The organism is Deinococcus psychrotolerans (genome assembly GCF_003860465.1).
GTDB classification, from domain to species: Bacteria; Deinococcota; Deinococci; order Deinococcales; family Deinococcaceae; genus Deinococcus; species Deinococcus psychrotolerans.
Map to the genome: position 1 here is coordinate 97,921 of NZ_CP034186.1, position 24,806 is coordinate 122,726.

Annotated in this window: 23 protein-coding genes; 14 read left to right on the top strand and 9 right to left on the bottom strand. The window is 63.9% G+C overall.

The window, feature by feature from the left end:
- Positions 1-75: 75 nt before the first annotated feature.
- Together EHF33_RS18440 and EHF33_RS18445 are read right to left on the bottom strand one after the other, a co-directional pair.
- Entirely contained in the window at positions 76-1,032 is a 957-nt protein-coding gene (locus EHF33_RS18440; protein WP_124874970.1) for an isoaspartyl peptidase/L-asparaginase family protein, read from the bottom strand.
- Positions 1,033-1,117: 85 nt separating this feature from the next.
- Positions 1,118-1,627, bottom strand: a complete 510-nt coding sequence (locus EHF33_RS18445; RefSeq protein WP_124874972.1) for an Lrp/AsnC family transcriptional regulator — start codon at positions 1,625-1,627, stop codon at positions 1,118-1,120.
- A 147-nt stretch (positions 1,628-1,774) separates the two neighbouring features.
- Here EHF33_RS18445 and EHF33_RS18450 point away from each other — a divergent pair, with 147 nt between their 5' ends.
- The 12 genes from EHF33_RS18450 to EHF33_RS18505 all read left to right on the top strand — a co-directional run bounded on the left by EHF33_RS18450 (position 1,775) and on the right by EHF33_RS18505 (position 14,166).
- On the top strand, positions 1,775-2,569 hold the full coding sequence (locus EHF33_RS18450; protein WP_124874974.1) for an ABC transporter ATP-binding protein: 795 nt from the start codon (positions 1,775-1,777) through the stop codon (positions 2,567-2,569).
- Entirely contained in the window at positions 2,559-3,344 is a 786-nt protein-coding gene (locus EHF33_RS18455; RefSeq protein ID WP_124874976.1) for an ABC transporter ATP-binding protein, read from the top strand. The genes EHF33_RS18450 and EHF33_RS18455 overlap by 11 nt, the downstream gene beginning before the upstream one ends.
- A complete protein-coding gene (locus EHF33_RS18460; RefSeq protein ID WP_124874978.1) occupies positions 3,341-4,243 on the top strand; it encodes a branched-chain amino acid ABC transporter permease in 903 nt (300 codons plus the stop codon). Before EHF33_RS18455 ends, EHF33_RS18460 begins: the two co-directional genes overlap by 4 nt.
- Entirely contained in the window at positions 4,240-5,277 is a 1,038-nt protein-coding gene (locus EHF33_RS18465) for a branched-chain amino acid ABC transporter permease (protein ID WP_241191450.1), read from the top strand. The genes EHF33_RS18460 and EHF33_RS18465 overlap by 4 nt, the downstream gene beginning before the upstream one ends.
- Positions 5,274-6,446 carry an ABC transporter substrate-binding protein gene (locus EHF33_RS18470; RefSeq protein ID WP_124874980.1) on the top strand — a complete coding sequence of 391 codons (1,173 nt, stop codon included), beginning with the start codon at positions 5,274-5,276 and terminating at the stop codon, positions 6,444-6,446. The genes EHF33_RS18465 and EHF33_RS18470 overlap by 4 nt, the downstream gene beginning before the upstream one ends.
- Positions 6,430-7,203, top strand: a complete 774-nt coding sequence (locus tag EHF33_RS18475; RefSeq protein WP_124874982.1) for a cyclase family protein — start codon at positions 6,430-6,432, stop codon at positions 7,201-7,203. The genes EHF33_RS18470 and EHF33_RS18475 overlap by 17 nt, the downstream gene beginning before the upstream one ends.
- Entirely contained in the window at positions 7,200-8,549 is a 1,350-nt protein-coding gene (locus EHF33_RS18480) for a glutamine synthetase family protein (RefSeq protein WP_124874984.1), read from the top strand. The genes EHF33_RS18475 and EHF33_RS18480 overlap by 4 nt, the downstream gene beginning before the upstream one ends.
- 25 nt (positions 8,550-8,574) lie before the next feature.
- Entirely contained in the window at positions 8,575-9,732 is a 1,158-nt protein-coding gene (locus EHF33_RS18485) for an amidohydrolase family protein (protein ID WP_124874986.1), read from the top strand.
- A complete protein-coding gene (locus tag EHF33_RS18490) occupies positions 9,732-10,619 on the top strand; it encodes an ABC transporter permease (protein ID WP_420889985.1) in 888 nt (295 codons plus the stop codon). Before EHF33_RS18485 ends, EHF33_RS18490 begins: the two co-directional genes overlap by 1 nt.
- Positions 10,619-11,539 carry an ABC transporter permease gene (locus tag EHF33_RS18495; RefSeq protein WP_124874988.1) on the top strand — a complete coding sequence of 307 codons (921 nt, stop codon included), beginning with the start codon at positions 10,619-10,621 and terminating at the stop codon, positions 11,537-11,539. Before EHF33_RS18490 ends, EHF33_RS18495 begins: the two co-directional genes overlap by 1 nt.
- Positions 11,540-11,548: 9 nt before the next feature.
- Positions 11,549-13,147, top strand: a complete 1,599-nt coding sequence (locus EHF33_RS18500) for an ABC transporter substrate-binding protein (protein WP_124874990.1) — start codon at positions 11,549-11,551, stop codon at positions 13,145-13,147.
- 89 nt (positions 13,148-13,236) lie between these two features.
- Positions 13,237-14,166 carry an acetamidase/formamidase family protein gene (locus EHF33_RS18505; RefSeq protein WP_124874992.1) on the top strand — a complete coding sequence of 310 codons (930 nt, stop codon included), beginning with the start codon at positions 13,237-13,239 and terminating at the stop codon, positions 14,164-14,166.
- Positions 14,167-14,456: 290 nt separating this feature from the next.
- On the opposite strand, the gene iolB is transcribed toward EHF33_RS18505, so the two are convergent.
- From iolB to EHF33_RS18535, 7 genes are read right to left on the bottom strand one after another with little or no spacing between them, the layout of a single operon-like run.
- A complete protein-coding gene (gene iolB, locus EHF33_RS18510) occupies positions 14,457-15,290 on the bottom strand; it encodes a 5-deoxy-glucuronate isomerase (RefSeq protein WP_241191451.1) in 834 nt (277 codons plus the stop codon).
- Positions 15,287-16,321, bottom strand: coding sequence for an inositol 2-dehydrogenase (gene iolG / locus EHF33_RS18515; RefSeq protein ID WP_124874994.1), 1,035 nt, complete (start codon positions 16,319-16,321; stop codon positions 15,287-15,289). Before iolG ends, iolB begins: the two co-directional genes overlap by 4 nt.
- 32 nt (positions 16,322-16,353) lie before the next feature.
- On the bottom strand, positions 16,354-17,355 hold the full coding sequence (gene iolC, locus EHF33_RS18520; RefSeq protein WP_241191452.1) for a 5-dehydro-2-deoxygluconokinase: 1,002 nt from the start codon (positions 17,353-17,355) through the stop codon (positions 16,354-16,356).
- Positions 17,352-18,302, bottom strand: coding sequence for a TIM barrel protein (locus EHF33_RS18525; protein ID WP_124874996.1), 951 nt, complete (start codon positions 18,300-18,302; stop codon positions 17,352-17,354). The genes iolC and EHF33_RS18525 overlap by 4 nt, the downstream gene beginning before the upstream one ends.
- Positions 18,299-20,206, bottom strand: a complete 1,908-nt coding sequence (iolD, locus tag EHF33_RS18530; protein WP_124874998.1) for a 3D-(3,5/4)-trihydroxycyclohexane-1,2-dione acylhydrolase (decyclizing) — start codon at positions 20,204-20,206, stop codon at positions 18,299-18,301. The genes EHF33_RS18525 and iolD overlap by 4 nt, the downstream gene beginning before the upstream one ends.
- On the bottom strand, positions 20,203-20,370 hold the full coding sequence (locus EHF33_RS21230) for a hypothetical protein (RefSeq protein WP_164473613.1): 168 nt from the start codon (positions 20,368-20,370) through the stop codon (positions 20,203-20,205). Before EHF33_RS21230 ends, iolD begins: the two co-directional genes overlap by 4 nt.
- 5 nt (positions 20,371-20,375) lie before the next feature.
- Entirely contained in the window at positions 20,376-21,197 is an 822-nt protein-coding gene (locus tag EHF33_RS18535) for a pyruvate, water dikinase regulatory protein (protein WP_124875000.1), read from the bottom strand.
- A gap of 148 nt (positions 21,198-21,345) precedes the next feature.
- Here EHF33_RS18535 and ppsA point away from each other — a divergent pair, with 148 nt between their 5' ends.
- Together ppsA and EHF33_RS18545 are read left to right on the top strand one after the other, a co-directional pair.
- Entirely contained in the window at positions 21,346-23,712 is a 2,367-nt protein-coding gene (gene ppsA / locus EHF33_RS18540; RefSeq protein WP_124875002.1) for a phosphoenolpyruvate synthase, read from the top strand.
- Positions 23,713-23,791: 79 nt separating this feature from the next.
- On the top strand, positions 23,792-24,784 hold the full coding sequence (locus EHF33_RS18545; protein ID WP_124875004.1) for an asparaginase: 993 nt from the start codon (positions 23,792-23,794) through the stop codon (positions 24,782-24,784).
- Positions 24,785-24,806: the final 22 nt, after the last annotated feature.

A 24,806-nucleotide genomic window follows, 5' to 3' on the forward strand; every position in this document is an offset into this window, starting at 1 on the left:
AGAGTTTCTTTTGACCAAGCGGGCAGGCCCAGTAGGTGCGGACAGCCCGAGACGTGGAGTTGGGTCTGGCCGTACCTATTCTTCGTGAATGGCGACGTAGATCTCATCGGCGGTGATCCAGCCCCGGTACATGCCCTCGGTGTTGTACGGCAGGGCGACGTTACCGTCTTTGTCCACCGCGCACAGTCCCGCTCCGCCGCCTGATCCCAGCTTGCCGAGGGCCATCATCTCACCGTGAATCATGGCGTCGGTGGCCTCACTCAGCGCCGCGCCCTGATAAAGCATCCGGGCGTGGATTTCGTGGCCGAGCACGCGGCGAATAAAAAACTCCCCCTTGCCCGTGCCCGACAGCGCACAGGTGCGGTCATCGGCCCACGTCCCCGCCCCGATGATCGGTGAGTCGCCGATGCGTCCGGTGGGCTTGGCAGTGTAGCCGCCCGTGGAGGTTGCTGCCGCCAAGTGGCCGTGCAGGTCGAGCGCCGCCGCGCCCACCGTGCCGTGCTTGTCGCGCTCGGGGGCGGCGGCCAGCGTGCCTTCACGTTCCCGCTCCAGCATTCTTTCCAGCGCCTCCCGCCGGGAAGGGGTAGTGAAAAAGCTGTTGTCCACCACTTCAAATCCCCGCTGCCGCGCCCACTCGTCGGCGGCCTCACCTATCAGCAGCAGCGGATCGGCCACCTCGGCCAGTGCGCGGGCGACCCGCACCGGATGGCGAATGCGCCGCGCTCCGGCCACCGCGCCCGCCAAGCCTGCTGCCCCGTCCATCACCGAGGCGTCCAGCTCATGGTAGCCGTCCCGGTTGAGGGCCGCGCCGTAGCCCGCGTTGAACACCGGGTCGTCTTCCATCACCGCGACCGCTTCTGTGACCGCGTCGGTGGCCGGGCCGCCCGCTGTCAAGACGCTGAAACCCGCTTGAAGCGCCCGGCGCAGCGCGTCACGGGCAGCCCGGTTGAGATCCGGGGTCAATTCGTCTTTGGGAATCGCGCCGCAGCCGCCGTGAATCGCCAGCACTGGAGTCCGTCTCGTGGTCGTCATTTGCACCTCTCGCCTCAGCATAGCAACCTTCCCGGTTGTTGGAATGGCCCAGTTTGGTTGAAAAAGTCCAGCACCGGGGGCGGGATCATTCGGGCTCCTCGCCCGCCGGTTTGGTTTCTGATGGTGGCAGCGGCAACTCGGGGCCGTTCTTGAATTCTTCCAGCACCACACAGGTCTGAATCCGGTCGATCACGTCTTGGGCCTGCGCCAGCGTCTGCAACAAATCGCGCAGCTCACTTTGATCGCGCACCAAGATTTTGAGAATGGCGTCACTCGTTCCGGTCAGCGTGTAGCATTCCAGCACCTGAGGAATGTCCGCCACCGCCCGGCGCAGGGCGTCCTGGTTCTCGAAGCGCAGGTTGGAGCGAAACGTCACCAGCATGAACGCCAGCAGGTCGAGTCCCAAGCTGCGCCGGTTCAGGAGCGCCACCGTGCGCTGAAAGTACCCCTGACTTTTGAGGCGGGCCAAGCGCTTGTGCAACCCAGCCGGTGAGAGGCCCACCTCACGGGCCAGCTCAGCGCGGTTGACTTCAGCGTCGCGTTGCAGGGCCGAGAGCAATTGCCGATCTATCTCATCTAAGCGTTCAGGCCGCATAAGAGGGAAAATATATCAACAATTTTGCCGGTCTGGGTAAATAGTCTAGACGGTCATTGCACTTCTAGAAACATTCATCTACTCTACGGCATGCAACCAAGAGGCTATTTGCTGAAGGGCGCTGGGCCTATCAAGGAAACAAGCTAGATGGGAGCTGATCTGCTGTCAGCCGCCCCCCTCCTGGAAACCCGCGACCTTGCCAAGTCTTTTCGCGGTTTAAGGGCGCTCAGGAATCACGCCATCAGTGTACGCGAACGCGAGATCGTGGGCATTATCGGGCCGAACGGCAGCGGTAAAAGCACGCTGTTTAATCTGGTGACCGGCTTTCTGAAACCAACCGCAGGAGCGGTTTATCTGCGCGGTCAGGCCGTCACCAATCTGCCTCCAGCTCAGGTCAACCGGCTGGGCATCGCCCGCACCTTTCAGGGCACCCGGCTGTTTGCGCAGCTCAGCGTGCTGGAAAATGTGCTGGCCGCCGCCCAGCTCCGGCACCCCAGTTCGCTGCCCGGCGTGCTGCTGGGCTTGCCCACCGCCCGCGCCGCCCGGCAAGCCGCCGAGAACACCGCCCGTGAGCTGCTGGCCCTTACCGGCTTGGAACATCAGGCCAATCTGCGGGCCGCCAGCTTGCCCTACGGCGACGGACGCCGCTTGGAGATTGCGCGGGCGATGGCGACCCGCCCGGCGCTACTGATGCTGGACGAACCCGCCGCCGGACTCAATGCGGGCGAAACGCATGCTTTGGCGCAGCTCATCGGCCGTCTGCGTGACCGCTACAGCGTGGCCGTCATCGTGATCGAACACGACATGGACTTGGTCATGAACCTGTGCGAGCGGGTGCAGGTGCTGGCACAGGGTCAAGTGATCGGCGAGGGCACGCCCGCCGAGGTACAGGCCAGCGTGCGGGTGCGCGAGGCTTATCTGGGGAGTGACGATGCAGCCTGAGTCTGGGCCACTTAAGCCTGGGCCGCTTGGGTCTGGGCCATCTGAGCCTCAAACTCAGCCCCTCCTCGCTCTGCAAAACCTGTACGTCAACTACGGCGCGGTGAGTGCCCTGAGGGGCGTCAGTCTGCACCTCCACGCTGGGGAGGTCGTGGCACTGCTGGGAGCCAACGGCGCGGGCAAATCCACCACCCTGCGGGCCATTTCTAACCTCATCAAAGTCGCCAGCGGTCAGATTTTACTGGACGGCTCCCCGCTCACCGGCCTGAGTCCCACCGAGGTGGTGGCGCGGGGCGTGGCGCACTGCCCGGAAGGGAGGCGGGTTTTCGGCGGCATGAGCGTACTGGAAAACCTGCGGCTGGGAGCCAGCGTGCGCAGTGACAGCGAAGGAATCAAAAGTGACACCGAGCGGATGCTAAGCCTCTTTCCAATTTTGGCCGAGCGCCGTAGTCAGGCGGCAGGCACGCTGTCAGGCGGCGAGCAGCAGATGCTGGCGCTGGCCCGCGCCCTGATGGCCCGCCCGCGCCTGCTGCTACTGGACGAGCCCTCACTGGGCGTGGCTCCGCTGATCATCAAAGAAATCTTCAAGATCCTGCGTGAACTTCGTGAGACGGGCGTGACCATCCTGCTGGTGGAACAAAACGCCCGCGCCGCGCTGGGCCTGGCCGACCGGGCCTACGTGCTGAGAACCGGCAGCGTGGCCCTGTCCGGCAGCGCCGCCGAGCTGAGCCAGAGTGAGGAAGTGGCGCAGGCGTACCTGGGCGGCGGCGCAGCATGACCGGCTTTGAATACCTGTTCCAGCAACTGGTCAATGCCCTGAGCGTGGGCAGCCTCTACGCCCTGATCGCGGTGGGTCTGTCACTGATCTTCGGCATCCTGCGGCTTTCCAACTTCGCACACGGCGACATGATGATGATCGGAGCGTTCGCCACCGTGCTGCTGACCACCTCTGGCCTCAGCTTCTTGCTTGCCTGCTTGCTGGGCATCGCCGTTGCGGCGCTGGCGGGCGTCATCATCGAGCGGGTGGCTTACCGCCCGGTGCGGGGCGCACCCGACGTGACCATGCTGCTGACCAGTCTGGCGCTGACGTTCATTCTGGAAAATCTGGGCATTTTGCTGTTTACCGCCTCGCCGCGCAACTTCCCGCTGCCTGACTGGATGACCAAACTGTGGAGTCTGTTCGATGGGCGCGTGACCTTTACCAACATCAACGTGTTGAGCGTGGGCCTGACCCTCGTCTCGCTGCTGTTTCTGACATGGTTCATGCGCCGCACCACCGTCGGTCTGGGGATGCGGGCCGCCGCCGAGGATCTGGGCGCGGCGCAGCTCGTCGGCGTCAGGGTCAACCGGGTCATCGTGGTGGCGTTCATGCTGGCCTCGGCCTTCGCGGGACTGGCGGGCGTGCTGTGGGCGGCGCAGGCCGGGGTGGTCGATCCGCTGATGGGCTTCACGCCGCTGCTCAAGGCGTTTGTCGCCGCCATCATCGGCGGGCTGGGCAGCTTGCCGGGCGCGGTATTGGGCGGCTACCTGCTGGGAGCCTTGGAAGTGCTGATCGTGGCCTTCTTGCCGCCGGAAGTCTCGCCCTACCGCGACGCCATCGTGTTCGGCTTGCTGATCGGCTTTCTGCTCCTCAGACCCGGCGGCTTGCTCAACGTCACCCGAGAGGTCAAGCTGTGACGCGTTGGTGGCGGCTCGGCGTGGGCCTAGTTCTGCTGGCGTTGCTGGCCTGGCTGGGGCCACAATTCATGCCCGACTACTTCGTGCGGGTGCTGATCGTGATGGCCGTCAACGTGGTGCTGGTGTCCAGCCTGGGGCTGTCCAACGGCTTTACCGGGGTGTTCTCGCTGGGGCACGTGGGATTTGTGGCGCTGGGGGCGTACAGTAGCGCCATCCTCACCCTGGCGCTGGACAAAAAATTGGCTTACCTGCCCGATCTCCTCGGCTGGCTGGCGCAGATTCAGCTCGGTTTTCTGCCCGCTACCCTGATCGCAGGTTTGCTATGCGCTCTGGTCGGACTGATTGTCGGTGCGCCGCTGATGCGCCTCAACGGCAATTATGTCAGCGTCGCGACCCTGGGCTTTCTGATCATCGTCAATGTGGTGCTGGTCAATGCCGAGAGCTTTACACGCGGGGCGCGGACGTTTACCGGCATCGACACCTCGACCACCTTGCCCTGGGCGCTGGGCTGGATGGTGCTGACCCTGCTGATCCTCTCGCGGGTGGCCTACTCGCCATTTGGCCGGGCCATGCGAGCCACCCGCGAGGACCTGATCGCGGCGCAGGGCATCGGCATCCGGGTACTGCCCACACGGCTGATGGCTTTTATCATCGGCGCTTTCTTTGCGGGTGTGGGCGGGGCACTCTACGCCCATTACCTCGGCTCCTTCTCCCCGGCTACCTTCTACTTCGCCCTGATGGTCACGCAACTGGCGATGCTGGTGGTGGGCGGGCAGGGCAGCCTCACTGGAGCGGCCGTGGGCGTGGTGCTGGTCACGCTGCTCTCGGAGGTGCTGCGCAACTTAGAACGCGGTTTCTCGCTCGGTTCCCTCACGCTGCCGCCGCTTTACGGGGTCAGTCAGATCGTGCTGGGCATGGTGTTCATTCTGGTGATGGTCTACCGCCCGTCAGGGCTGCTGGGCGACCGCGAACTTCAACTCGTTGACTCATCGAAGGCGTCTCAGGGCGCTTCGCCCGAACAGGAGGCTGTATGAACAAGAACTTTACTCGCTGGCTGCTCACTGCTGGAATCGCCACCCTTCCACTCACGGTGGCGCTGGCCCAAGGCAAAACGCCCATCAAAATCGGCGGAGCGTTCAACCTCACCGGAGCGCTGTCCAGCCTAGACGCGCCCGCCGCCAACGGCGCAAAACTGGCCATCAAGGAGATCAACGCTGCCGGAGGCGTACTGGGCCGCCCGCTTGAACTGGTCGTCTACGACGGCAAGAGCGACGCCGCCACCATCACCAACGTCGCCTCGCAGCTCATCAGCAGCGCCAAGGTACGGGCCATCGTGGGCTTCACGGACTCCGACTCGGCCCTGGCGCTGGGGCCGATTGCTCAGAAAGCTGGTGTGCCGTTCGTGACGGCGGGAGCCACCTCACCGCAGCTCCCCACCCAGATCGGCGACACCATGTTCCTGGCTCCTTTCGGCGACAACGTGCAGGCGGCGGTAGGGGCCGAATTTGCCTACAAGAACCTCAAGGGCAAAACGGCTTATCTGCTGGTCGACCGCAGCGCCGAGTACACCACCCTGCTCGCCAAATACTTCAAGGACGCTTACCTCAAAGCGGGCGGCAAAATCACTCTGGAAGACTCGTACAAGTCCGGCGACAAGAACTTCGGGGCGCAGATCACCCGGCTGCGGGCGCTGGCTCAGAAGCCCGATGTTCTGTATATCGCCGCCCTGCCCGACGACATCGGTACGCTCGTCAAGCAGGTCAGGCAGGCAGGCATCCTGTCGCCCATCGTGGGCGGCGACGGGTACGACACGCCGCTCTTGGTGCAGGTGGGCGGCACGAGCGCCAACAACGTCTATTTCACCACCCACGCCCTGATCAGTCCCAAGAGCACCCCCGCCGTCAAGAAATTCATGGCCGGGTATCAGAAGGATTTTGGCAAGGAACCGGAAAACGCATTTGCCGCGCTGGGCTACGACTCGGTTTACCTGGTGGCTGACGCCATCAAGCGGGCGGGCAGCGATGAGCCGGCCAAGATCAAGGCGGCGCTGGCCACCACCAAGAACCTCAAAACCGTGACGGGCACCATCACCTACGCGCCCGGCTCGCGGGTGCCGCAAAAAGGCGTGACGGTGATCGGTGTCAAGAACAAGGAACTCACCCTGGCAGCGGAGATGACGCCCAACTATGTCCCCAAACCCTGATTCTTCTGAGCAGTTGCCGGGCCTGTGGGCCGCTTATCAGCAGCACCTTCGCGGCGCGACCTACACTGATCTGACCCACGCCTTCTTTCCCGGCCAACCACGCTTCCCGGCCTTCCCCGATCAGACGTTCGGCAATTTTGTGAGCTTAGCCAATGGCGCACTCTTCGAGGTTCATCAATACGGCTTCGTCGGGCAGTGGGGCACGCACGTCGACCCGCCCTCGCACATGGTGGCGGGCGGGCGCACCATCTCCGAACTCAGCGTCAACGAGATGCTGCTGCCGCTGTGCGTGCTGAATGTCAGTGAGCAGGTGAAGGCCGACCCAGATTACCGCCCCACTTTGGCCGACCTCGAAGCGTGGGAAAAGCAACACGGCCGAGTGCCGCAGGGCGGTTTCGTGGCTCTCAGAACCGACTGGCATCAGCGCTGGCCGGATCGGGAACGCATGGCCAATGCGGACGCTGAGGGCGTGGCCCATTTCCCCGGTTGGAGCCGCGAGGTGCTGAAAGCGCTGCTAGAGGAGCGCGGCGTCGTGGCCGTCGGTCACGAAACCACCGACACCGATGGCGGCATGTCCAGCACCCGTGACGGTGATTACAGCCTGGAGGCCTACATCCTGGGCCGCGACTGCTGGCAACTGGAACTGCTCACCAACCTCGATAAAGTGCCTGAAACTGGCGCACTGCTGCTGGCCAGCTGGCCCAACCCGAAGGGCGGTTCCGGCTTCCCGGCGCGGGCGGTGGCGATCCATTTATGACCCTTGACCCTGAGACGATCGACACTGAAACTATCCTTCAGCAAGACGTCCAACTCACCCGCATTCTGTGGACCGACAATGCGGGCCTGACCCGCGCTAAGGCCGTGACCCGCCCCAGCCTGCCGGGAGCAATGCTGCGCGGCGTGGGCCTGAGCATGGGTCAGCAAGCGCTGGCAATGATGGTGGACAGCGTGGTGCCGGAAAGCGGACTGAGCGCGGTGGGTGAGGTGAGAATCGTGCCCGATCCGGCCAGTTATGTGACCCTGCCCTACGCGCCCGGCTCGGCGGCGATGGTAAGCGACATGCGAACCCTGGACGGCAAAGCTTGGGCGCATTGCCCCCGCGACTTCCTGCGCCGCCAGGTGGAGGCCGCTGAGCAACTCGGCTTCACGGTAATGGCGAGTTTTGAGAACGAGTTTTACCTGTTCAAAGATGGAGAGCCGCTGGACAGCAGCGTGTACGGAGCGCTGGACGGCTTTTCAGCTTCTAACGCCTTTGCGCTGGATGTTCTCGCTGCACTGGACGCTCATGGCCTGAGCCCCGAGATGTACTATCCCGAATCCGGCCCCGGCCAGCAGGAAATTTCCATTGCGCCTGCCGAAGGGATAGCCGCCGCTGACCGTCAGGTGCTGTTCAAGATGGCGGTGAATGGCGTGGCGCGGCAGCACGGCTTACGGGCCTCGTTTGCCGCCAAGCCGGTCAGGGACGGAGCGGGCAGCGGGTGTCACATTCACCTGAGTCTGTGGCGAGACGGAGTCAATACTTTTTACGACCAGAAGGGCGAATTGGGCCTGTCCCTGACGGCGCGGCAATCCATCGCGGGCGTGCTGACCCATTTGCCGGGTCTGTGCGCCCTGACGGTGCCGTCGGTCAATTCTTACCGCCGCTTGCTGCCAGGCTGGTGGGCGGGCAGCTACGCCTGCTGGGGGCTGGACAACCGCGAGGCCAGCCTGCGGGTCGCCAGCGGCCATCTGCTGAGCGGCGCGGGCGGGGGCAGCACCAATTTTGAGCTCAAGACCTGCGACGCCAGCGCCAGTCCGTATCTGGCCCTAGGCGGCCTGCTGGCCTGCGTGCTGGACGGCCTGAGACGCCAACTCGACCCCGGAGCGCCGCTGGATATGCCGCCAGGGAGCCTCACCGACGCGGAGCGGGCCGAGCGGACGATTCAGCGCCTGCCCGAATCGCTGCCGGAAGCGCTGGCTGCCTTCGAGCAAGACGACCTGCTTCAAGCGGCCCTCGGCCCCGATCTGGCCCGCTCGTTTACGGCGGTGCGCCGCGCTGAGGCCGCCTACTTTGCCACTCAGGACGAGGACACCGAACTTAATATGCACCGCTTCGTTTACTAATTTCGCTTCCGCTCAGGAGACTGCTTTGAACCTCGACCACATCCCGATTCTGGATCACCACGCCCACGCCATCTTTCACGAAGCGGGCTGGCGCACGGCCCCACTGGAAAGCTACTTCACCGAGGCTTACGATCCCGAAGTGCTTGAGCGCCACACCCCGCACGGCATCTTTTACCGCCGCTCCCTGCGCGAGCTGGCCGAGTTTTACGGCTGCGAGCCACAGAGAACGGCGGTGGACGCGGCGCGGCAGGCGGCGGATTATCTGGAGGTGGCCCAGCGCATGATCCGGGGGGCCAACATCGACACCGTGCTGCTGGACGACGGCCTATTCACCGGCGAGTTGATGAGCGTGGCCGAATCGGATTCGCTGCTCCCCTGGCAAGCCCGGCGCGTCCTGCGGCTGGAAGCGGTGCTGGCCGGATTGGTTTGGCAACATGACCGCGTCTCTGACTTACTTCACTCGTTTGAATCACATCTGCGGCAAGTCGCCCCCACCCTGGCCGGACTCAAGAGCGTCATCGCTTACCGCACTGGGCTGGCGGTGGAGAAGTGGGACGCGGGCGAGGTGCAGGCTGCTTATGATGCCCTCAAACGCGACTTGAAAACAGGTGAGACACCAAAACTCACCAGCAAGCCACTTCTGGACACAGCGCTGCTGCTGGCCCTGCGGGTGGCGCGTGACGTGGATTTGCCCGTCCAGTTTCACACCGGCTACGGCGATCCCGACCTCGATCTACGCCTCGCCAATCCGCTCCATCTGCGATCCCTGTTTGAAGACCCCGATTTGCGCGGCCTCAAAATCGTGATGCTGCATTGCTACCCGTTTACCCGCGAGGCGGGCTACCTCGCCAGCGTCTACCCCGGCGCGTACCTCGACCTGAGCTTGAGCATTCCCTTCCTCAGTCAGCACGGCATGAGAACACACGTCCATGAGGCGCTGCACCTCTCGCCGCTGAGCAAACTCCTGTTTGCCACCGACGCCTCGCGGACGCCGGAGCTGTTTTATCTGGGCGCTCGCTGGGGCCGCCGGATGCTGGGCGAGGTGCTGGACGACACCGTACGAGTAGGCGATCTGACGGCCAACGAGGCCGAGGAAGCCGCCGTGATGCTGTTGCGTGGAAATGCTTCGGCGCTGTATCCGGCTCCTGTGCAGCCAAATGCGCCCACACAGGTTCAGGCGTGATCACGCTGCCCGTCGCCAAAACCGCGCCCGCTGCAAAAACGCGCTCGGTGGCCTGGCGGCGCTTCTCGCGTGACCGGGCCGCGCTGACCGGACTGGTCATCTGCATTTTGATCGTGCTGGCCGCGCTGCTGGCTCCCTGGCTCTCGCCGCATGATCCCAATTTCCAGTTCCCTGACGGCCTGTCTCTGGAGGGTGCGCCTCAGTCACCCAGCCGCACCTTTTTGCTCGGCACCGATCTGCTGGGGCGCGACCTGCTCTCGCGTTTGCTCTGGGGGGCACGGGCGTCCTTGCTGGTAGGCGTCCTGGCCAACGGGCTGGCAGTCATCATCGGCGTGCTGCTGGGCGCACTCGGCGGGCTGTGGCGCGGCGTGGTCGGCACCCTGATCATGCGCTTTACCGACGTGATGATGGCCTTCCCCGTGCTGCTCCTCGCCATCGCCCTGACGGCCATCCTGCGTCCCAGCTTGTGGATCGTGACTTTGGTGATTGCGCTGCTCAACTGGGTGGCGGTGGCGCGAGTCATCTACGCGCAGGTCGTATCACTACGCGAGCGCGAATTCGTGGAGGCGGCGCAGGCGGTGGGCGCGTCCGGCACCCGGGTTCTGTTCCGGCATGTCGCGCCGCACCTGCTGCCCACCGCGCTGGTGTGGGGGTCGCTGGGCATCGGCACCACCGTACTGCTAGAAGCCACGCTGTCCTTTTTGGGCGTGGGCGTGCAGCCGCCGACGCCAAGCTGGGGCGGCATCATCAACGAGTCACAGAGTTACCTGACCACCGCGCCCTGGCTGGTGCTGTTTCCCGGCGCGGCCATTTTGCTCACCTCGCTGGGCTTCAATCTGCTGGGCGAGGGCCTGCGCGACGCGCTCGATCCCAACGGGAACGGCTGATGCTGCCGTTCGCCGCCTCGCGGGTGATGCAGAGCTTGTTTGTGCTGCTGATCGCCTCGGTGATGACCTTCAGCTTGATTTTTTTGCTGCCTGCCGACCCAGCCCGCTTGGTCGCCGGGCCGAGCGCCAGCGTTCAGACCGTCAACAGCATCCGGCGCGAACTGGGTTTAGATCAGCCGTTTGCCGCCCAGTACGCGCAGTACCTCGGGAAGTTGCTGCAAGGCGATCTGGGGCGCTCCTACAAGCAGCAGTCCAGCGTGCGCGAGTTGCTGGCCTCTCGCATCTGGCCCACCACTCAGCTGATGCTGGGGGCCATTGCGCTGGAGTTGCTGCTCGGCCTGCCGCTGGGCATCTGGGCAGCACTCAGGCGCGGACGGTGGCCTGACCGGGTGGTGATGGGCTTCGCCTTTCTGGGAGCCTCCGCGCCGCAGTTCTGGCTGGGCCTGAGTTTGGTGTATCTGCTGGCCTACGGCCTGAACCTCTTTCCGCTGGGCGGCTACGGCGGCCTCTCGCACCTGTTCTTGCCTGCCCTCACCCTCGGTCTGGGCGGCGCGGGCTGGTACGCACGGGTGATCCGCTCCAGTCTGCTGGAGGTGCTGGCCCGCGATTATGTCCGCACCGCCCGCGCCAAGGGCCTGTCTCCCTCGCGGGTGGTCATTCGCCACGCCCTGCGCAACGCCGTGCCGCCGATTATCAGCATGATCGGATTGGATATCGGCGTGTTCATGGGCGGGGTGGTGGTGGTGGAAAGCGTCTTCGGTTGGCCGGGCCTGGGGCGACTCGTCTGGGACGCCATCCGGGTGGTCGATCTTCCGGTCATCGTGGGGGTTGTCATCTTCAGCGCCGTCGTCATCACCCTTGCCAACCTGCTGGCCGACCTCGTTCAGCTCGTCATCGACCCCCGCATCCGCTACTCGTAAGGAGAGATTATGAAAACACTGACCACAACGGCGCTTCTCGGATTGACCCTTTTGCTCGGCGGCGCTCTGGCCGCGCCGGGCGGCAACATCACCGTCTCCTACAAAGACGACGTGACCACCCTCGATCCGGCAGTGGGCTACGACTACCAGAACTGGCCGATGGAGAAGATGGTCTTCGACGCCCTGCTGGACTACAAACCCGGCTCCACGACGCTGACGCCGCGCCTGGCGGCCAAGATGCCAGACGTTTCCAAAGACGGCAAGACATATACCTTCACCCTGCGTAAAGGCGTCAAGTTCCAGAACGGGCGCGTGATGACAGCGGACGATGTGAAATACACCTTGGAGCGCGTTCTCAACCCGAAGACCAAGAGTCCGGGGCAGAGCTTTTATACCGGGATCGCGGGCGCACAGGCGTTCGTGGACGGCAAGGCCAAGGCCGTGTCGGGCATCACCGTACTGGCTCCTGACAAGCTGCGGATCACGCTGGACGCACCCAACGCCGCTTTCCTCAATATCATGGCCATGAATTTCGCCTTTATCGTCCCCAAGGAAGCCGTTGCCAGCGCCGGGGAGGATTTCGGCCACAAGCCCGTCGGCACTGGGCCGTTTACCCTCAAGTCATGGGTCAACGGTCAACAACTCGTCTTTGAGCGCAATCCCAATTACTTCATGCCCAACCTGCCGCAGCTTGCCAGCGTCACCGTCAAGGTCGGGCTCGATCCCAGTGTGGCTTACCTCAGCCTCCAGCGCGGCGAGATCGATCTGCTCGGCGACGGCATTCCGCCTGCTCAGTTTCTGCAAGTTACCCGCGATCCCAAGCTCAAGGCCAGCGTGGTGTCCAAGACCTCGGTCAACACCACCTACCTGAGCCTCAACACCGGCATCAAGCCGCTCAATGACGTGCGGGTGCGTCAGGCCATCAACATGGCGATTGACAAAACCAAGATTTTGCGCATCATCAACGGGCGCGGCGAGATTGCCAAAGGGGTGCTGCCGCCGCTGATGCCCGGCTACGACAAGACTGAGGCGGGGTACGCTTACGATCCGGTCAAAGCCAAAGCGCTGCTGGCGGCGGCGGGCCTGAAGTCCGGCTTCGACACCACGCTCTACACCACCTCCACCGACCCGAATCCGCGTATCGCCCAGAGCATCCAGCAAGATTTGGCGCAGATCGGCGTGCGGGTGCAGCTCAAGAGCTTGGCCCAGAGCAGCGTGATCGACGCGGCAGGCACGCCCAAGACGGCGGCTATGGTCTGGTCAGGCGGTCTGGCCTGGACGCAGGACTACCCAGACCCCAGCGATTTTTACTGGCCGATCTTGTCATGCAAAAGTGCGGTGCAGGGCGGCTGGAACTGGCCATTTATCTGCGATAAGGCGCTGGACGCCCGCGCCGACAAAGCCGATAGAATGGTGGCCCCCGCTCAGCAAGCCGCCCGTCTCAAGGAATACGCCAGCATCTTCGCCGCCATGAACAAGCAGGCGGCGTGGGTGCCGGTCTTTCACGAGGTGCGCTACACCATGAAGTCTGAGCGTCTGGTGGGCAGCGTGGACGACCTGCTCGACCCGACGCACTTCATTAATTACGAGCGGCTGTCGGTGAAATAAAGTCGGCGCTGAACAGGGGGGGCAGAATATCTCCTGCTCCCTTCCCACACGCCACAAGCCACCCCACTAGCGCGACGGCAAGGAGCCATATGACCGCCAGACCAAAATGCACCATCCATGATCACCATTACGGCTGGGACAACAGCCTGAAGCCCGCCCTGGAGGTGGAGAGCGGCGAGACGATTGAATTTGAAGTCGTCGATTCCGGCGGCGGCCAGTTCACGCCGTCTTCCACCTCCGCTGACGTGACCACACTGGACTTCTCCAAGATCAATCCGGTGACTGGCCCGGTGTACGTTCACGGCGCAGAGCCGGGCGACGCCCTGCAAGTCGAGATTCTGGAGTTCCGGCCCTCCGGCTTCGGTTGGACGGCGATCATTCCCGGTTTCGGACTACTGGCCGACGAATTTTCCGAGCCGTATCTCAAGCTGTGGAATTACACCGACACTTCAGCGGAGTTTCATCACGGCATTCAGGTGCCGGTGCGTCCTTTTCCCGGCACCATCGGCAACGCGCCCGCTGAGGCTGGCCACCACAGCGTCGTGCCGCCGAGGGCGGTGGGCGGCAACATGGACATCCGCGATCTGACGGCGGGCAGCACCCTTCACCTGCCCGTCGCGGTCAAGGGCGCACTCTTCTCGGTGGGCGATACCCACGCGGCTCAGGGCGACGGCGAGGTGTGCGGCACGGCGATTGAATCGGCCATGCACATCACCCTGCGTTTTACCCTGCAAAAAGCCGCGAAGCTGAGAACGCCGCGCTTTTCCACGCCCGGCCCGGTGACTTCGCATATCGATCAGAAGGGCTATCAGGTGACGACCGGCATCGGCCCCGATCTGTACGCCGCCGCGCAGGACGCCACCCGCAACATGATCGAACTGATGATGGCTGAATACGGCCTCAGCGCCCAGGACGCTTACCTGCTGTGCAGCGTGTGCGCCGACCTGCGTATCAGCGAGATTGTGGACGCCCCCAACTGGCTGGTCGGACTGTATTTGCCGAAGAGTATTTTTGGTTAGAGCCTTTAGGAGGAGGAGCTTCGTAGGCTGTTCCCGGCGACAGGCCCGTGAGAACGCCTGTCGCCGGGAACATGCCAGTCCTCAGTCGTCCCGGACGATCACCCACCTTGCCGGTATCAAAGGTTTCGTAAGCGCTCTGGGCTTGTTGCAGCGTGAAACGGCGCGTCACCGTGCCTTCAGGGTGCAGATGCAGCGCTCCAGCAACTTCACCAAACGCTGCATCTGCCCAATGCTGCACACGCACGACCCCAGCAGGCTCAGCTGCTTGTGAATTAGTAGCGGGCTGAGCGTCAGGGCTTGGCCATCACTGGAATCGGCAATGTCAGCGCCTTGCCGCCCCAGTCTTGGCGCATCCAAGCCCAATCCGGCTCATCCACGGGCGGCGTGCTTCTGGCCTCGCCGAGCGCTTCACCGGCCATAAAATTGAGGTAATAGACGTTGCTGCCGGGAGCCGCCGCCACCGGATGATAGCCACGCGGGCTGAGAATGAGGTCTCCGTCACGGGCAATCAGCGCTTCGTCGTAGGCGTCTTCAGGGCTGTAATTGCGGTGAATCGCCCAGCCCTGTTCGGGTTGGATGCGGTAGTGGTAGGTTTCCTCGATGTAGAGACTGCCGTGCCAGCCGTCATGCCGATGCGGGGGCCAGCCGCTCCAGTTGCCGCTGGGGGTATAAACCTCGTAGATCAGCAGCCGCTCGGCCAGCTGGTCGGGGCCAAGCAGGTGGCTGACTTGCCGGGTGGCGTTGGCCCCGCCGCGCATTTCCACCTTGATGTCCTGAGGCCGGATGACCCGCGCCGGATGCTGCCCAGTTGCCGGTGCGCCGCCGTGAGCGAAGGTGCCGCTGCCTGATACCGTGTAATGGGTGTGCGGCGGCAGGTAAACCACCGTCGGCAGCTCTTCGAACACGCCTGCTCTGGAGAGGTCATGTTCCTCATCACCCAAGTGAACACTCAGGCGGCCAGATTGCGGCACGAGGGCAACTTCGTTTTCGCCGCTGTTGCCCTCAAAACTTGCGCCGTCGAGCGTCATCACACCGAACGAAAGATATGTCCAGCCCGCGCTCTGGGGCGTGACGCTGAGGTTGCCGTCCACGCCGGGCTTGAGATGGGTTCCCGTGATGGTCACGGGTTGGCCCGAACGTCTTGCACCCGCACTGAGCGACCTTCCTTGAGACTCTGGGTGCAGGCCAGCGCCAGCCGCAAGGATTCCAGCGCGTCGTGGGTGCCGGGATTGGGCGACTCACCCGCCTGCAACGACGCGACGAAGGCAGCGATCTCAGCGCGGTAGGCGTCTTTGAAGCGGTCCATAAAAAAGTGGTAGTGATCCATCTTGACACTTTCGCCGTACGCCAGCAGCGGCGTTTTGGGAGTGGCGTCCAGCACGAATTTGCCGCCGGAACCGAAGACTTCAGTGCGAACATCGTAGCCGTAGACGGCGCGGCGCGAGTTTTGAACGACGCCCTGAGCGCCGCCGACAAACTTGAGCAGCACGGTGGTGGTGTCGGCGTCGCCCATTTCAGCAATGGCCGGATCGACTTTGGCGTCCCCGATGGCGATGACTTCTTCCACCTCGCCCACCAGAAAGCGGGCAATATCGAGGTCGTGAATGGCTTGATCCAGAAAAATCCCGCCCGACACTTTCAGGTACTCCAGCGGCGGCGGGGCGGGGTCGCGTCCGGTCGCGGCAAACTGCTCGATGGTGCCGAGTTCGCCCGCCTCAATGCGCTGTTTGGCCTGAGCAAAGGCCACATCGAAGCGGCGCTGGAAGCCGATCTGAAACGGCACGCCAGTTTCCTGCACAACTTTCATGACCCGCTCGGTTTCCACGAGGTCTGCTGCCACAGGCTTCTCGCAGAAGATGGCCTTGCCCGCCTTGGCCGCCGCTTCAATCAGTGCCGCGTGGGTGCTGGTCGGCGTCACGATGATGACGGCCTGCACCTGCGGGTCGTGGATGGCGTCCAGTGGGTCGGCGTAAACCTGATCGGCCCGCAGCAGCCCAGCCAGAGCTTGCGCGGCGTCCGGCAGCGGGTCGGCCACCGCCACCACCTGAGTTCCCGGCAGGCCCAGCAGCGCCTGACCATGTTCGCGGCCCATGCGCCCCGCACCCAGCAGGGCAAAACGAATCGGGGCGTCGGTGTAAGGGTTGGATTGTTTCATAACTTATTCTCCCTGAATATCGGTCTTTAGATTCACTGCCGGTTGATGACGGCCTGAGCTTCAGCCCAAGTCGGCGCAAAGTGCGAGCAACCGATCTCGCCCACCACCACCGCGCCGCAGGCATTGCCCAGTTGGGCAGCTTCCTGCCAGTCCAGCCCACGCAGCCGCCCGGCGATCAGCCCGCCCGCGAAGGCGTCGCCCGCACCCAGCACACTGACGACCTGAACTGGAAAGCCTGCGACGGGCAGAGGAGAGCGGCCACGTTCAAAAATGGTGCAGCCCCGCGCTCCCTCTTTACGGATGACCACGCCCACTTCCGAGAGGAGCGCGGTGGTGTTGGCCTCCAGGTCGCCCGCGATTTCCGGCGCGGTGAACTGGCTGTGTTTGACGACCACCTGCGCCGCACTCGTCAGCATGGCGGCGTTAATCTCCTCCTCGGTGCCCAGCACCACGTCCACGTCGCGCAGAACAGCCCGAATATTTAGACCAAATGCCAGTGGATCGGGCCACTGATCGGCGCGGAAGTCGAGGTCGAGGTAAACGGTGACACCCGCCGATTTGGCCCGCCGCGCGGCGCTCAGGGTGGCTGAGCGGCTGGGCTCCCGCGCCAGCGCCGAACCGTTGATGACCAGAGCTCGGGCCTGTTCAATCGGAGCCGCCACCACGTCCGCGATGCTGAGCTGGGTATCTGCCGGATTGTCACGGTAAAAGGTGATTGGGAATTTGTCGGGCGGCAAGATCGCCAGCAGCACGGCGGGGGTGCGGGTGCCGTGCTTGCGGGGAATGAAGCGAGTGTCCACCTTCTCACGTTCAAGACCTGCCAGCACGAAATCACCCACCTGATCTTCGCCCACCGCCGTCAGCAGGGCCGCCCTGACACCGAGGCGGCTGGCCCCCACCGCGATATTGAGCGGACTGCCACCCAGATAAGCGTTAAACTGCTGAATGTCGGGAAAGGCTGCGCCGACATTGTTGGAGTACAAATCGATGGAGCAGCGGCCTATGGTGAACAGTTCTACGGCTTGGTCGGTCACTCGGACACCGAAGGGGCTTCCAAGCTCCGCAGGTACTCGCGGTTGGCCGTTGCGCTCATCAGCGGTTCGCCCATACCCGGCAAGACGTCTTGCTCCACCGTGACCCAGCCCTGATAACTGCTGGTGTGCAGAGCGTTTAGAACTGGCCCAAACGGCACCACACCCTGACCAAGTTTGCAGAAGACACCCGCGCCCACCGCGTCCTTGTAGGCCGTGCCGGTTTGCCGCGCCCTCGCTGCCACCTCGGCGCTCATGTCCTTGAAATGCACGTACCAGATGCGCTCACGGTGGTTGTTCAGCAGTTCCAACACCGTGGCCGGATCGCTGCCGCCGCTGCCGTACAGCGCGTGCCCAGTGTCAAAGACCAAGCCGATCAAGTCAGGGTCGGTGCGGGCCAGAAACTCAGCGATTTCAGCGGGCGTTTCCACGTAGCCGCCGCAGTGGTGGTGAAACACCGTTCGCAGCCCAGTCTGCTCCAGCACTGCTTTGGCAATTCGCTCGGCTCCCTGCGCGAAATGTGTCCAGCCCTCTTCATCCAGCGCAAGGTCGGGGGTAATGCGTCCGGCGTTCTCGGAGCGGGCTGCGTCACGGCTGTGTTCGTCGGCCAACACCACCAGCGGCTTCCAGTTGGGGTCGCCCAGATCGGCCACCGCCGCCAGTTGACCTGCCACCCGCAGCACCCGCGCTTCTCCCTCGGCGTGGGCAGCGGGGTCGCGCAGATACACACCCTCGTAAGCGCCCAGCATGGTCAGGTGGCGCGAAGTCAAAGCCGTTCGCAACTCAGCGAGGTCGGTGGGCAGGTAGCCGTAGTCGCCGAGTTCGGTACCGCTGTACCCGGCCTGCACCAACTCGTCCAGCATCTGCACGGCGGGAACGCCCTCCCCGAAGCCCTCGATAGTGCCCCAGGAGCAGGGCGCGTTACCAAAGCGAATCTTTTGTTCGGTCATGCCTTTTCCTCTATCTGTGTAGGTGTAAATATTCGCACCTGCTTTGCTACATTCTGGCGGTAAGAGGCGTGGGTGGCGTTCACAGCGGCCTGCCCCGACACCTCGGCAATCGGCACGTCCCACCAGCTTTCAAACCCCGGCACCCGTTCACGCAGATTGACCGGCACCACGATCACCTGCACGCCGCCTTCTCGCTCGGCGGTATTGAGCGCCTCCTCAAGGGCGTCCAGCGTCTCGGCTTGGCTGGCCTGCGCTCCCAGTCCACGGGCATGTTGCACGAAGTCCAGCTTGACGATTGCGCCATCGGTTCGCCCGGTTGTGGGATTACGGTGGCGCAGTTCGTTATTAAAGCTGGGGCTGCCGGATTCCATCTGGAGGCCGCGAATACTCATGAAAGCGCGGTTGTCGATCAGCACCACCGTCAGGTTGAGGTTCTCGGCCACCGCCGTCGTCAGTTCGCTGTTCATCATCAGGTAACTGCCGTCGCCGACCATCACCACCACCCGCCGCGAGGGTTCGGCCAATTTGACGCCCAGCCCCGCCGGAATCTCGTAGCCCATACAGGAAAACCCGTACTCCACGTGGTAGCTCTTGGGGTCTTCGGCCCGCCACAGCCGCACGAGGTCGCCTGGCAAGCTGCCCGCCGCGCAAATCACGGTGGCGTGGCCGCCCACCACGTCGTTGACGCGCCCGATCACACTCCCCTGTGAGGGTGGAGTGCTGCCGCTGTCTTTGCGTTGCTCGTCCACAGCGGCATCCCAGCGGGTCTTGAGGTCGGTGACTTCGCGGGCATATTCGGCGTCCACTTTGTAGTTGACCAGCGCCCCCAGCAGCGCTTCCAGCCCCGTGCGGGCATCGACCACCACGCTCAGCGCTCCGAGTTTGGCGGCGTCCATCGCCACCACGTTCAGCCCGATCACCTTTACGTCGGGGTTCTGGAAGGCGGTTTTGCTGGCGGTCACGAAATCGCCCAGCCGGGTGCCCACCGCCAAAATCAAATCGGCGTCGCGGGCCAACAGATTAGCGGCCAGCCCCCCGATGCTGCCGACTGGCCCGGCGTTCTGCAGGTGATCCCAGCGCACCGCGCCCTTTCCAGCTTGCGACTCACAAAAAGGAATGCCGGTGGCCTCCGCCAGTGCGGCGAGTACGTCCTGCGCCCCGCTGTAGATCACGCCGCCGCCGCCCACGATCAGCGGGCGCTTGGCCGAGCGAATCAGAGATGCGGCCTGCTCTATCAATTCTGATTCCGGTGGCGGTCTACGGATGCGCCAGGTTCGTTCCGCAAAAAAGGTAGCGGGCCAGTCATACGCCTCGGTCTGCACGTCCTCCGGCAAGCTCAGCACCACCGCGCCCGTCTCGGCGGGGTCAGTCAGCACGCGCAGGGCTTCGGGCAGCGCCGACAGAAGCTGCTCGGGGCGCGAGATGCGGCTGTAAAACTTGCTGACGGGCCGGAAGCAGTCATTGACGCTCAGGTCGTGCTCGGTGGGATGCTCCAACCCCTGTAACACCGGATCGGGAATGCGGTTGGCGAAGTGGTCGCTGGGCAGCAGCAGCACCGGCAAGCGGTTGACGGTGGCCAGCGCCGCGCCGGTCAGCATGTTGGTGCTGCCCGGCCCCACGCTAGCGGTGCAGGCGTAGGTCGCCAGCCGATTGTTGTGGCGGGCAAACGCCGAGGCAATATGCACCATGCCCTGCTCGTTTTGCGGGCGGTAAGTGGGTAAGTTCAGGGCGTCGCCATATTCCTCCAGCGCCTGTCCCAGCCCTGCCACATTACCGTGACCGAAGATGCCCCAAACGCCGGGGATCAGCCGCTGACGCACCCCGTCTTGCTCGCTGTACTGCGCCGCCAGCACCCGAATCAGCGCTTGGGCGACGGTGAGGCGAATCGTTTTTTCTGTGTTCATTTTGAATCCCCCGCTGCATCCACTTGCTGCATCCATTCCCTCCCGAAATCCTGTACCCGCACCGTTTCCTGCTCCGCGCCCTGCTGAGCCTTGACCTGATCTTGATGGGGCACTTCGCCGAGTTCAACGCTCCGTTCTTCCAGCACTTCTCTGTATTTTGACAACTATTTTATGAGCGGCGCAGCGCACTCAGGACGCCCGCCGCGATTTCTTCCACGCTGGTGCTGGTAGTATCGCGCACCGGCAAACCCACACGCTGAAATAAGCGCTCGGCGCGGCGAACCTCGAACTCACACTGCTCAAGGCTGGCGTAGCGGCTGGCCGCCTTGCGCTGGGTGCGGATGGCGTGCAGGCGGCGCGGATCAATGGTCAGACCGTACAGCTTGCCACGGTGCTTTTCCAGCGGCAGCGGCAAGCTCTCACGCTCAAAGTCGTCCTCGGCCAGCGGGTAATTGCTGGCGCGGATACCGTGTTGCAGGGCTAAAAATAGGCTGGTGGGGGTCTTGCCCACCCGGCTGACCCCCACCAGAATCACGTCTGCCAACCCGTACTGCTTGTCGCCCACGCCGTCGTCGGTGGCCAGAGCGAAGTCCAGCGCTTCCATGCGCCCCAGATACGCGCTGGTGTCGTGCATGTCGTGGTAGCCGCCCACGGTACGTGCCGCCGTTTGCCCCAGCTCCACCTCCAACTCGTTGATGCCGGGGGTCAGCAAATCGAACAGGTGAGCCGGAGAAGCCTGCAACTCGGCCAGCACCTCCGGCTGGGTGATGGTGGTAAAGAGAATCGGGCGCTCTCCCGCCGCGCTCAGCGCCGTAACCTCCTGCGCCACCGCCCGCGCCGCCGCCACATCTGCGGTGAATGGCCGGGCAATATAGCGCAGCGGCTGACCCGGAAAATGCGCCAATAGAGCGCGGGCGATATTGTCGGCGGTCAGGCCGGTGTGGTCACTGACGATCAGCACCGGGCGGGCAGGCGGAGTGGTGGTGGGCATGCCTTCAGGGTGACAGGTTTGGGGCCGGGTGTCTCCCCGAGCGGAACAGCCCGCGTCCCGAACGCCCAAACCCGCTAAGCTGTAGGGGTATCCAACACTAATCCGGCTGCTTCCCGCACGTTATTGCCCATACCAACGGAGAAAACCCATGCAGATGACCAGAGCGTTCCAAACACTAAGGATGACCGACGTGGACACGGTGGGCGGCAAGAACGCCTCCATCGGCGAGATGATTCATGGGCTGGCAGCGGCCGGGGTGCGGGTGCCCGGAGGCTTTGCCACCACCGCCGACGCCTTCCGGTTGTTCCTGACTGAAAATAGAATCGAGGAAAAGATCAACGCCCGCCTCTCGGCGCTGGACGTGAATGACGTGGTGGCTCTCGGCGCTGCGGGCAAGGAAATCCGCGCCTGGGTGGAAGCGGCGGCGTTGCCCAAAGAGCTGGAAGACGCAGTCCACGCTGGTTATGAGGAGATGGCCCGCGAATCTGGCGTCACCGATCCCGACGTGGCCGTGCGTTCCAGCGCCACCGCCGAAGATTTGCCCGAAGCCAGTTTCGCCGGGCAGCAGGAAACCTTCCTGAACGTGCGCGGCATCGACAGCGTGCTGCACCATGCCCGCCTCGTCTTTGCTTCTCTTTACAATGACCGAGCCATCAGTTACCGCGTCCACCAGAATTTCGCGCATGCGGAAGTGGCGCTGTCCGCCGGGATTCAGCGGATGGTTCGCACCGATCTGGGCGTGTCGGGTGTGGCCTTTACCCTCGACACCGAGAGCGGCTACCGCGACGCAGTGCTGGTCACTGCCGCCTACGGTCTGGGCGAACTGGTGGTGCAGGGCGCGATCAACCCCGACGAGTTCTTCGTCTACAAACCCGCGCTGAAGGCGGGCAAGAAAGCGGTGTTGCGCCGCACTCTGGGCAGCAAGGCCCGCAAGATGATCTACGCCGACGGCGGCGGCGTGGACAGCGTGGACGTGTCTATAGAAGAGGCGCAGCGGTTCTGTCTCTCCGACGCTGACCTGACCGAACTGGCGCGGCAGTGTGTCACCATCGAAGACCACTACCAGCGCCCGATGGACATCGAATGGGGCAAGGACGGGCGCGACGGACAAATTTACATTCTGCAAGCCCGCCCAGAAACAGTGCAGAGCCGCAGCGGGCGCACGCTGGAACGTTTCGAGATAGAGGGCGGCGGCACGGTGCTGGTGGAGGGCCGCGCCGTGGGCAACCGTGTGGGCAGCGGCGTGGTGCGAGTGGTCAGTGACATCTCGCAGATGGCGAGCGTGCAGGACGGCGACGTGCTGGTGGCCGACATGACCGATCCCGACTGGGAACCCGTGATGAAGCGTGCCAGCGCCATCGTGACCAACCGGGGCGGGCGCACCTGCCACGCCGCGATCATTGCCCGCGAACTGGGTATTCCCGCCGTGGTGGGCAGCGGCGACGCCACCCGTATGCTCAAAAGTGGACAGGAAGTTACCGTGTCATGTGCCGAGGGCGACACCGGCTACGTGTACGAGGGCAAACGCAACTTCAAGATTCACCGCATCGAGCTGGACGCCATGCCCGACGTGCCGATGAAGATCATGATGAACGTGGCCTCGCCAGACCGGGCCTTCTCGTTTGCTGCGCTGCCCAATGAAGGCGTGGGGCTGGCCCGCGTGGAATTCATCTGCTCGAACGTGATTGGCGTCCACCCACGCGCCCTGCTGGATTACCCGGATGTGCCGGAAGACGTGAAGACCCAGATCGAGGAGCGCATCCGGGGCTACGCCTCGCCCCGCGACTTCTTCCGCGACAAATTGATGGAAGGGGTGGCCAACATCGCCGCCGCCTTCGCGCCCAAGCCGGTGATCGTGCGCCTGAGCGACTTCAAGAGCAACGAGTACGCCCACCTTATCGGCGGCGCGGCCTACGAGCCGCACGAAGAAAACCCGATGATCGGTTTCCGGGGGGCCAGCCGCTACCGCAGTCCCGACTTCGCAGCCGCCTTCGCGTTGGAATGTGAGGCGATGAAAGCCGTGCGCGACGACATGGGCCTGACCAATGTGCAGATCATGATTCCCTTTGTCCGTACAGTAGGCGAGGCCAAAACGGTACTGGAGATTCTGGAGAAAAACGGCCTCAAGCGCGGTGAGAACGAGCTCAAGATCATCATGATGTGCGAGATTCCCAGCAACGCCATTCTGGCCGAGCAGTTTCTCGAACTGTTCGACGGCTTTTCGATTGGCAGCAACGACCTGACCCAGTTGACGCTGGCACTTGACCGCGATTCGGGACTGGTGGCCGACCTGTTCGACGAGCAAGACCCAGCGGTGCTGGCGCTGATGGCGCAGGCGATCGCTGCCGCCAAAAAACACGGCAAGTACATCGGCATCTGCGGTCAGGGGCCAAGCGATCACCCGGCGCTGGCCGCGTGGCTGATGGAGCAGGGCATCGACTCGGTGAGCCTGAATCCAGATTCGGTGCTGGCGACTTGGCTCCATCTGGCTGAGGGAGCCAAAGCAGGAGCTTAGGACAAATACGCCGTATAAGCCCGCCGGGGTGAAGGGAAGTCCGGTCTGAGGTCGGGAGCTGAGCGGTAGACTAACAGCCATGACCATTGACGCTGTCGGCCAAGTCATCTACACGCGGGGCCAGCAACCCGAAAGCCAGCACGACGTGCACCTTGCCGTGATGGACGCTCGGGGCCGCCTGCTGGCCCACTGCGGAAACCCTGAACTGGTCACGTTTCCCCGCAGCAGCAGCAAGCCGGTGCAGGCTCTGCCCCTCGCTCTGGCAGCACCCGAGTTGCCGCTGGACGAACTGGCCATCGCCTGCGCCAGCCACGCCGGAACGCCCCAGCATCTGGCGGTGGTGGAGCGTCTGCTGGCCCGCTCGGGGAGTAGCGTGGCCGACTTGCGCTGCGGCACGCACCCGCCGTTTGATCCGGAAACCGCCGCCGATCTGATCCGGCGCGGCGAGAAGCCCACACCGCTGCACCACAACTGCTCCGGTAAACACGCCGGGATGCTGCTGGCCTGCACACTGATGGACTGGCCGCGTGAAGGCTACACCGAGCCGGATCATCCCTTGCAGCGCCGCATCCGGGAACTGCACGCCGAACTGGCCGGCCTCGCGCTAGACGAAGTGCGGGTCGGTACCGACGGGTGCAGCGTACCGGCCTTCGCGCTGCCGCTGAGCGGGGCGGCCCGTATTTTCGCCGGATTGGCGGCTCCCAGCGGCGAGTCTGCGGCGGGACTGGAACGCATTTTTCAGGCGATGCGGGCACATCCCTTTTTGATCGCTGGCCCTGAGCGGCTGGACACCACCCTGATGCCGCTGGTGCCGGGTCTGGCCGCCAAGATGGGGGCCGAAGCGTTCTACGGACTGGCACTGCGTCAGACGCCGCATGGGCCGCTGGGCGTCGCCTTCAAGGTGATCGACGGCGGCGAACGGGCCAGAGCCCACATCGCCCTGGCGCTGCTTGAGGCGCTAGGACTACCGTTGACGCAGGAGCTGAGCGCCCTGGCTCCCAGCACGCAGTTCAACTGGGCGGGGCGGGAAGTCGGCCGGGTGCAGGTGCGTTTGCCACTGATCTGGGCCTAGAGGCGATACCGCTACACCAGGT

Coding starts and splice junctions, on each gene's coding strand:
- EHF33_RS18440 (WP_124874970.1), bottom strand. CDS start 1,032: ATGACGACCACGAGACGGACTCCAGTGCTGGCGATTCACGGCGGCTGC.
- EHF33_RS18445 (WP_124874972.1), bottom strand. CDS start 1,627: ATGCGGCCTGAACGCTTAGATGAGATAGATCGGCAATTGCTCTCGGCC.
- EHF33_RS18450 (WP_124874974.1), top strand. CDS start 1,775: ATGGGAGCTGATCTGCTGTCAGCCGCCCCCCTCCTGGAAACCCGCGAC.
- EHF33_RS18455 (WP_124874976.1), top strand. CDS start 2,559: ATGCAGCCTGAGTCTGGGCCACTTAAGCCTGGGCCGCTTGGGTCTGGG.
- EHF33_RS18460 (WP_124874978.1), top strand. CDS start 3,341: ATGACCGGCTTTGAATACCTGTTCCAGCAACTGGTCAATGCCCTGAGC.
- EHF33_RS18470 (WP_124874980.1), top strand. CDS start 5,274: ATGAACAAGAACTTTACTCGCTGGCTGCTCACTGCTGGAATCGCCACC.
- EHF33_RS18475 (WP_124874982.1), top strand. CDS start 6,430: ATGTCCCCAAACCCTGATTCTTCTGAGCAGTTGCCGGGCCTGTGGGCC.
- EHF33_RS18480 (WP_124874984.1), top strand. CDS start 7,200: ATGACCCTTGACCCTGAGACGATCGACACTGAAACTATCCTTCAGCAA.
- EHF33_RS18495 (WP_124874988.1), top strand. CDS start 10,619: ATGCTGCCGTTCGCCGCCTCGCGGGTGATGCAGAGCTTGTTTGTGCTG.
- EHF33_RS18500 (WP_124874990.1), top strand. CDS start 11,549: ATGAAAACACTGACCACAACGGCGCTTCTCGGATTGACCCTTTTGCTC.
- EHF33_RS18505 (WP_124874992.1), top strand. CDS start 13,237: ATGACCGCCAGACCAAAATGCACCATCCATGATCACCATTACGGCTGG.
- iolG (WP_124874994.1), bottom strand. CDS start 16,321: ATGAAACAATCCAACCCTTACACCGACGCCCCGATTCGTTTTGCCCTG.
- EHF33_RS18525 (WP_124874996.1), bottom strand. CDS start 18,302: ATGACCGAACAAAAGATTCGCTTTGGTAACGCGCCCTGCTCCTGGGGC.
- iolD (WP_124874998.1), bottom strand. CDS start 20,206: ATGAACACAGAAAAAACGATTCGCCTCACCGTCGCCCAAGCGCTGATT.
- EHF33_RS18535 (WP_124875000.1), bottom strand. CDS start 21,197: ATGCCCACCACCACTCCGCCTGCCCGCCCGGTGCTGATCGTCAGTGAC.
- ppsA (WP_124875002.1), top strand. CDS start 21,346: ATGCAGATGACCAGAGCGTTCCAAACACTAAGGATGACCGACGTGGAC.
- EHF33_RS18545 (WP_124875004.1), top strand. CDS start 23,792: ATGACCATTGACGCTGTCGGCCAAGTCATCTACACGCGGGGCCAGCAA.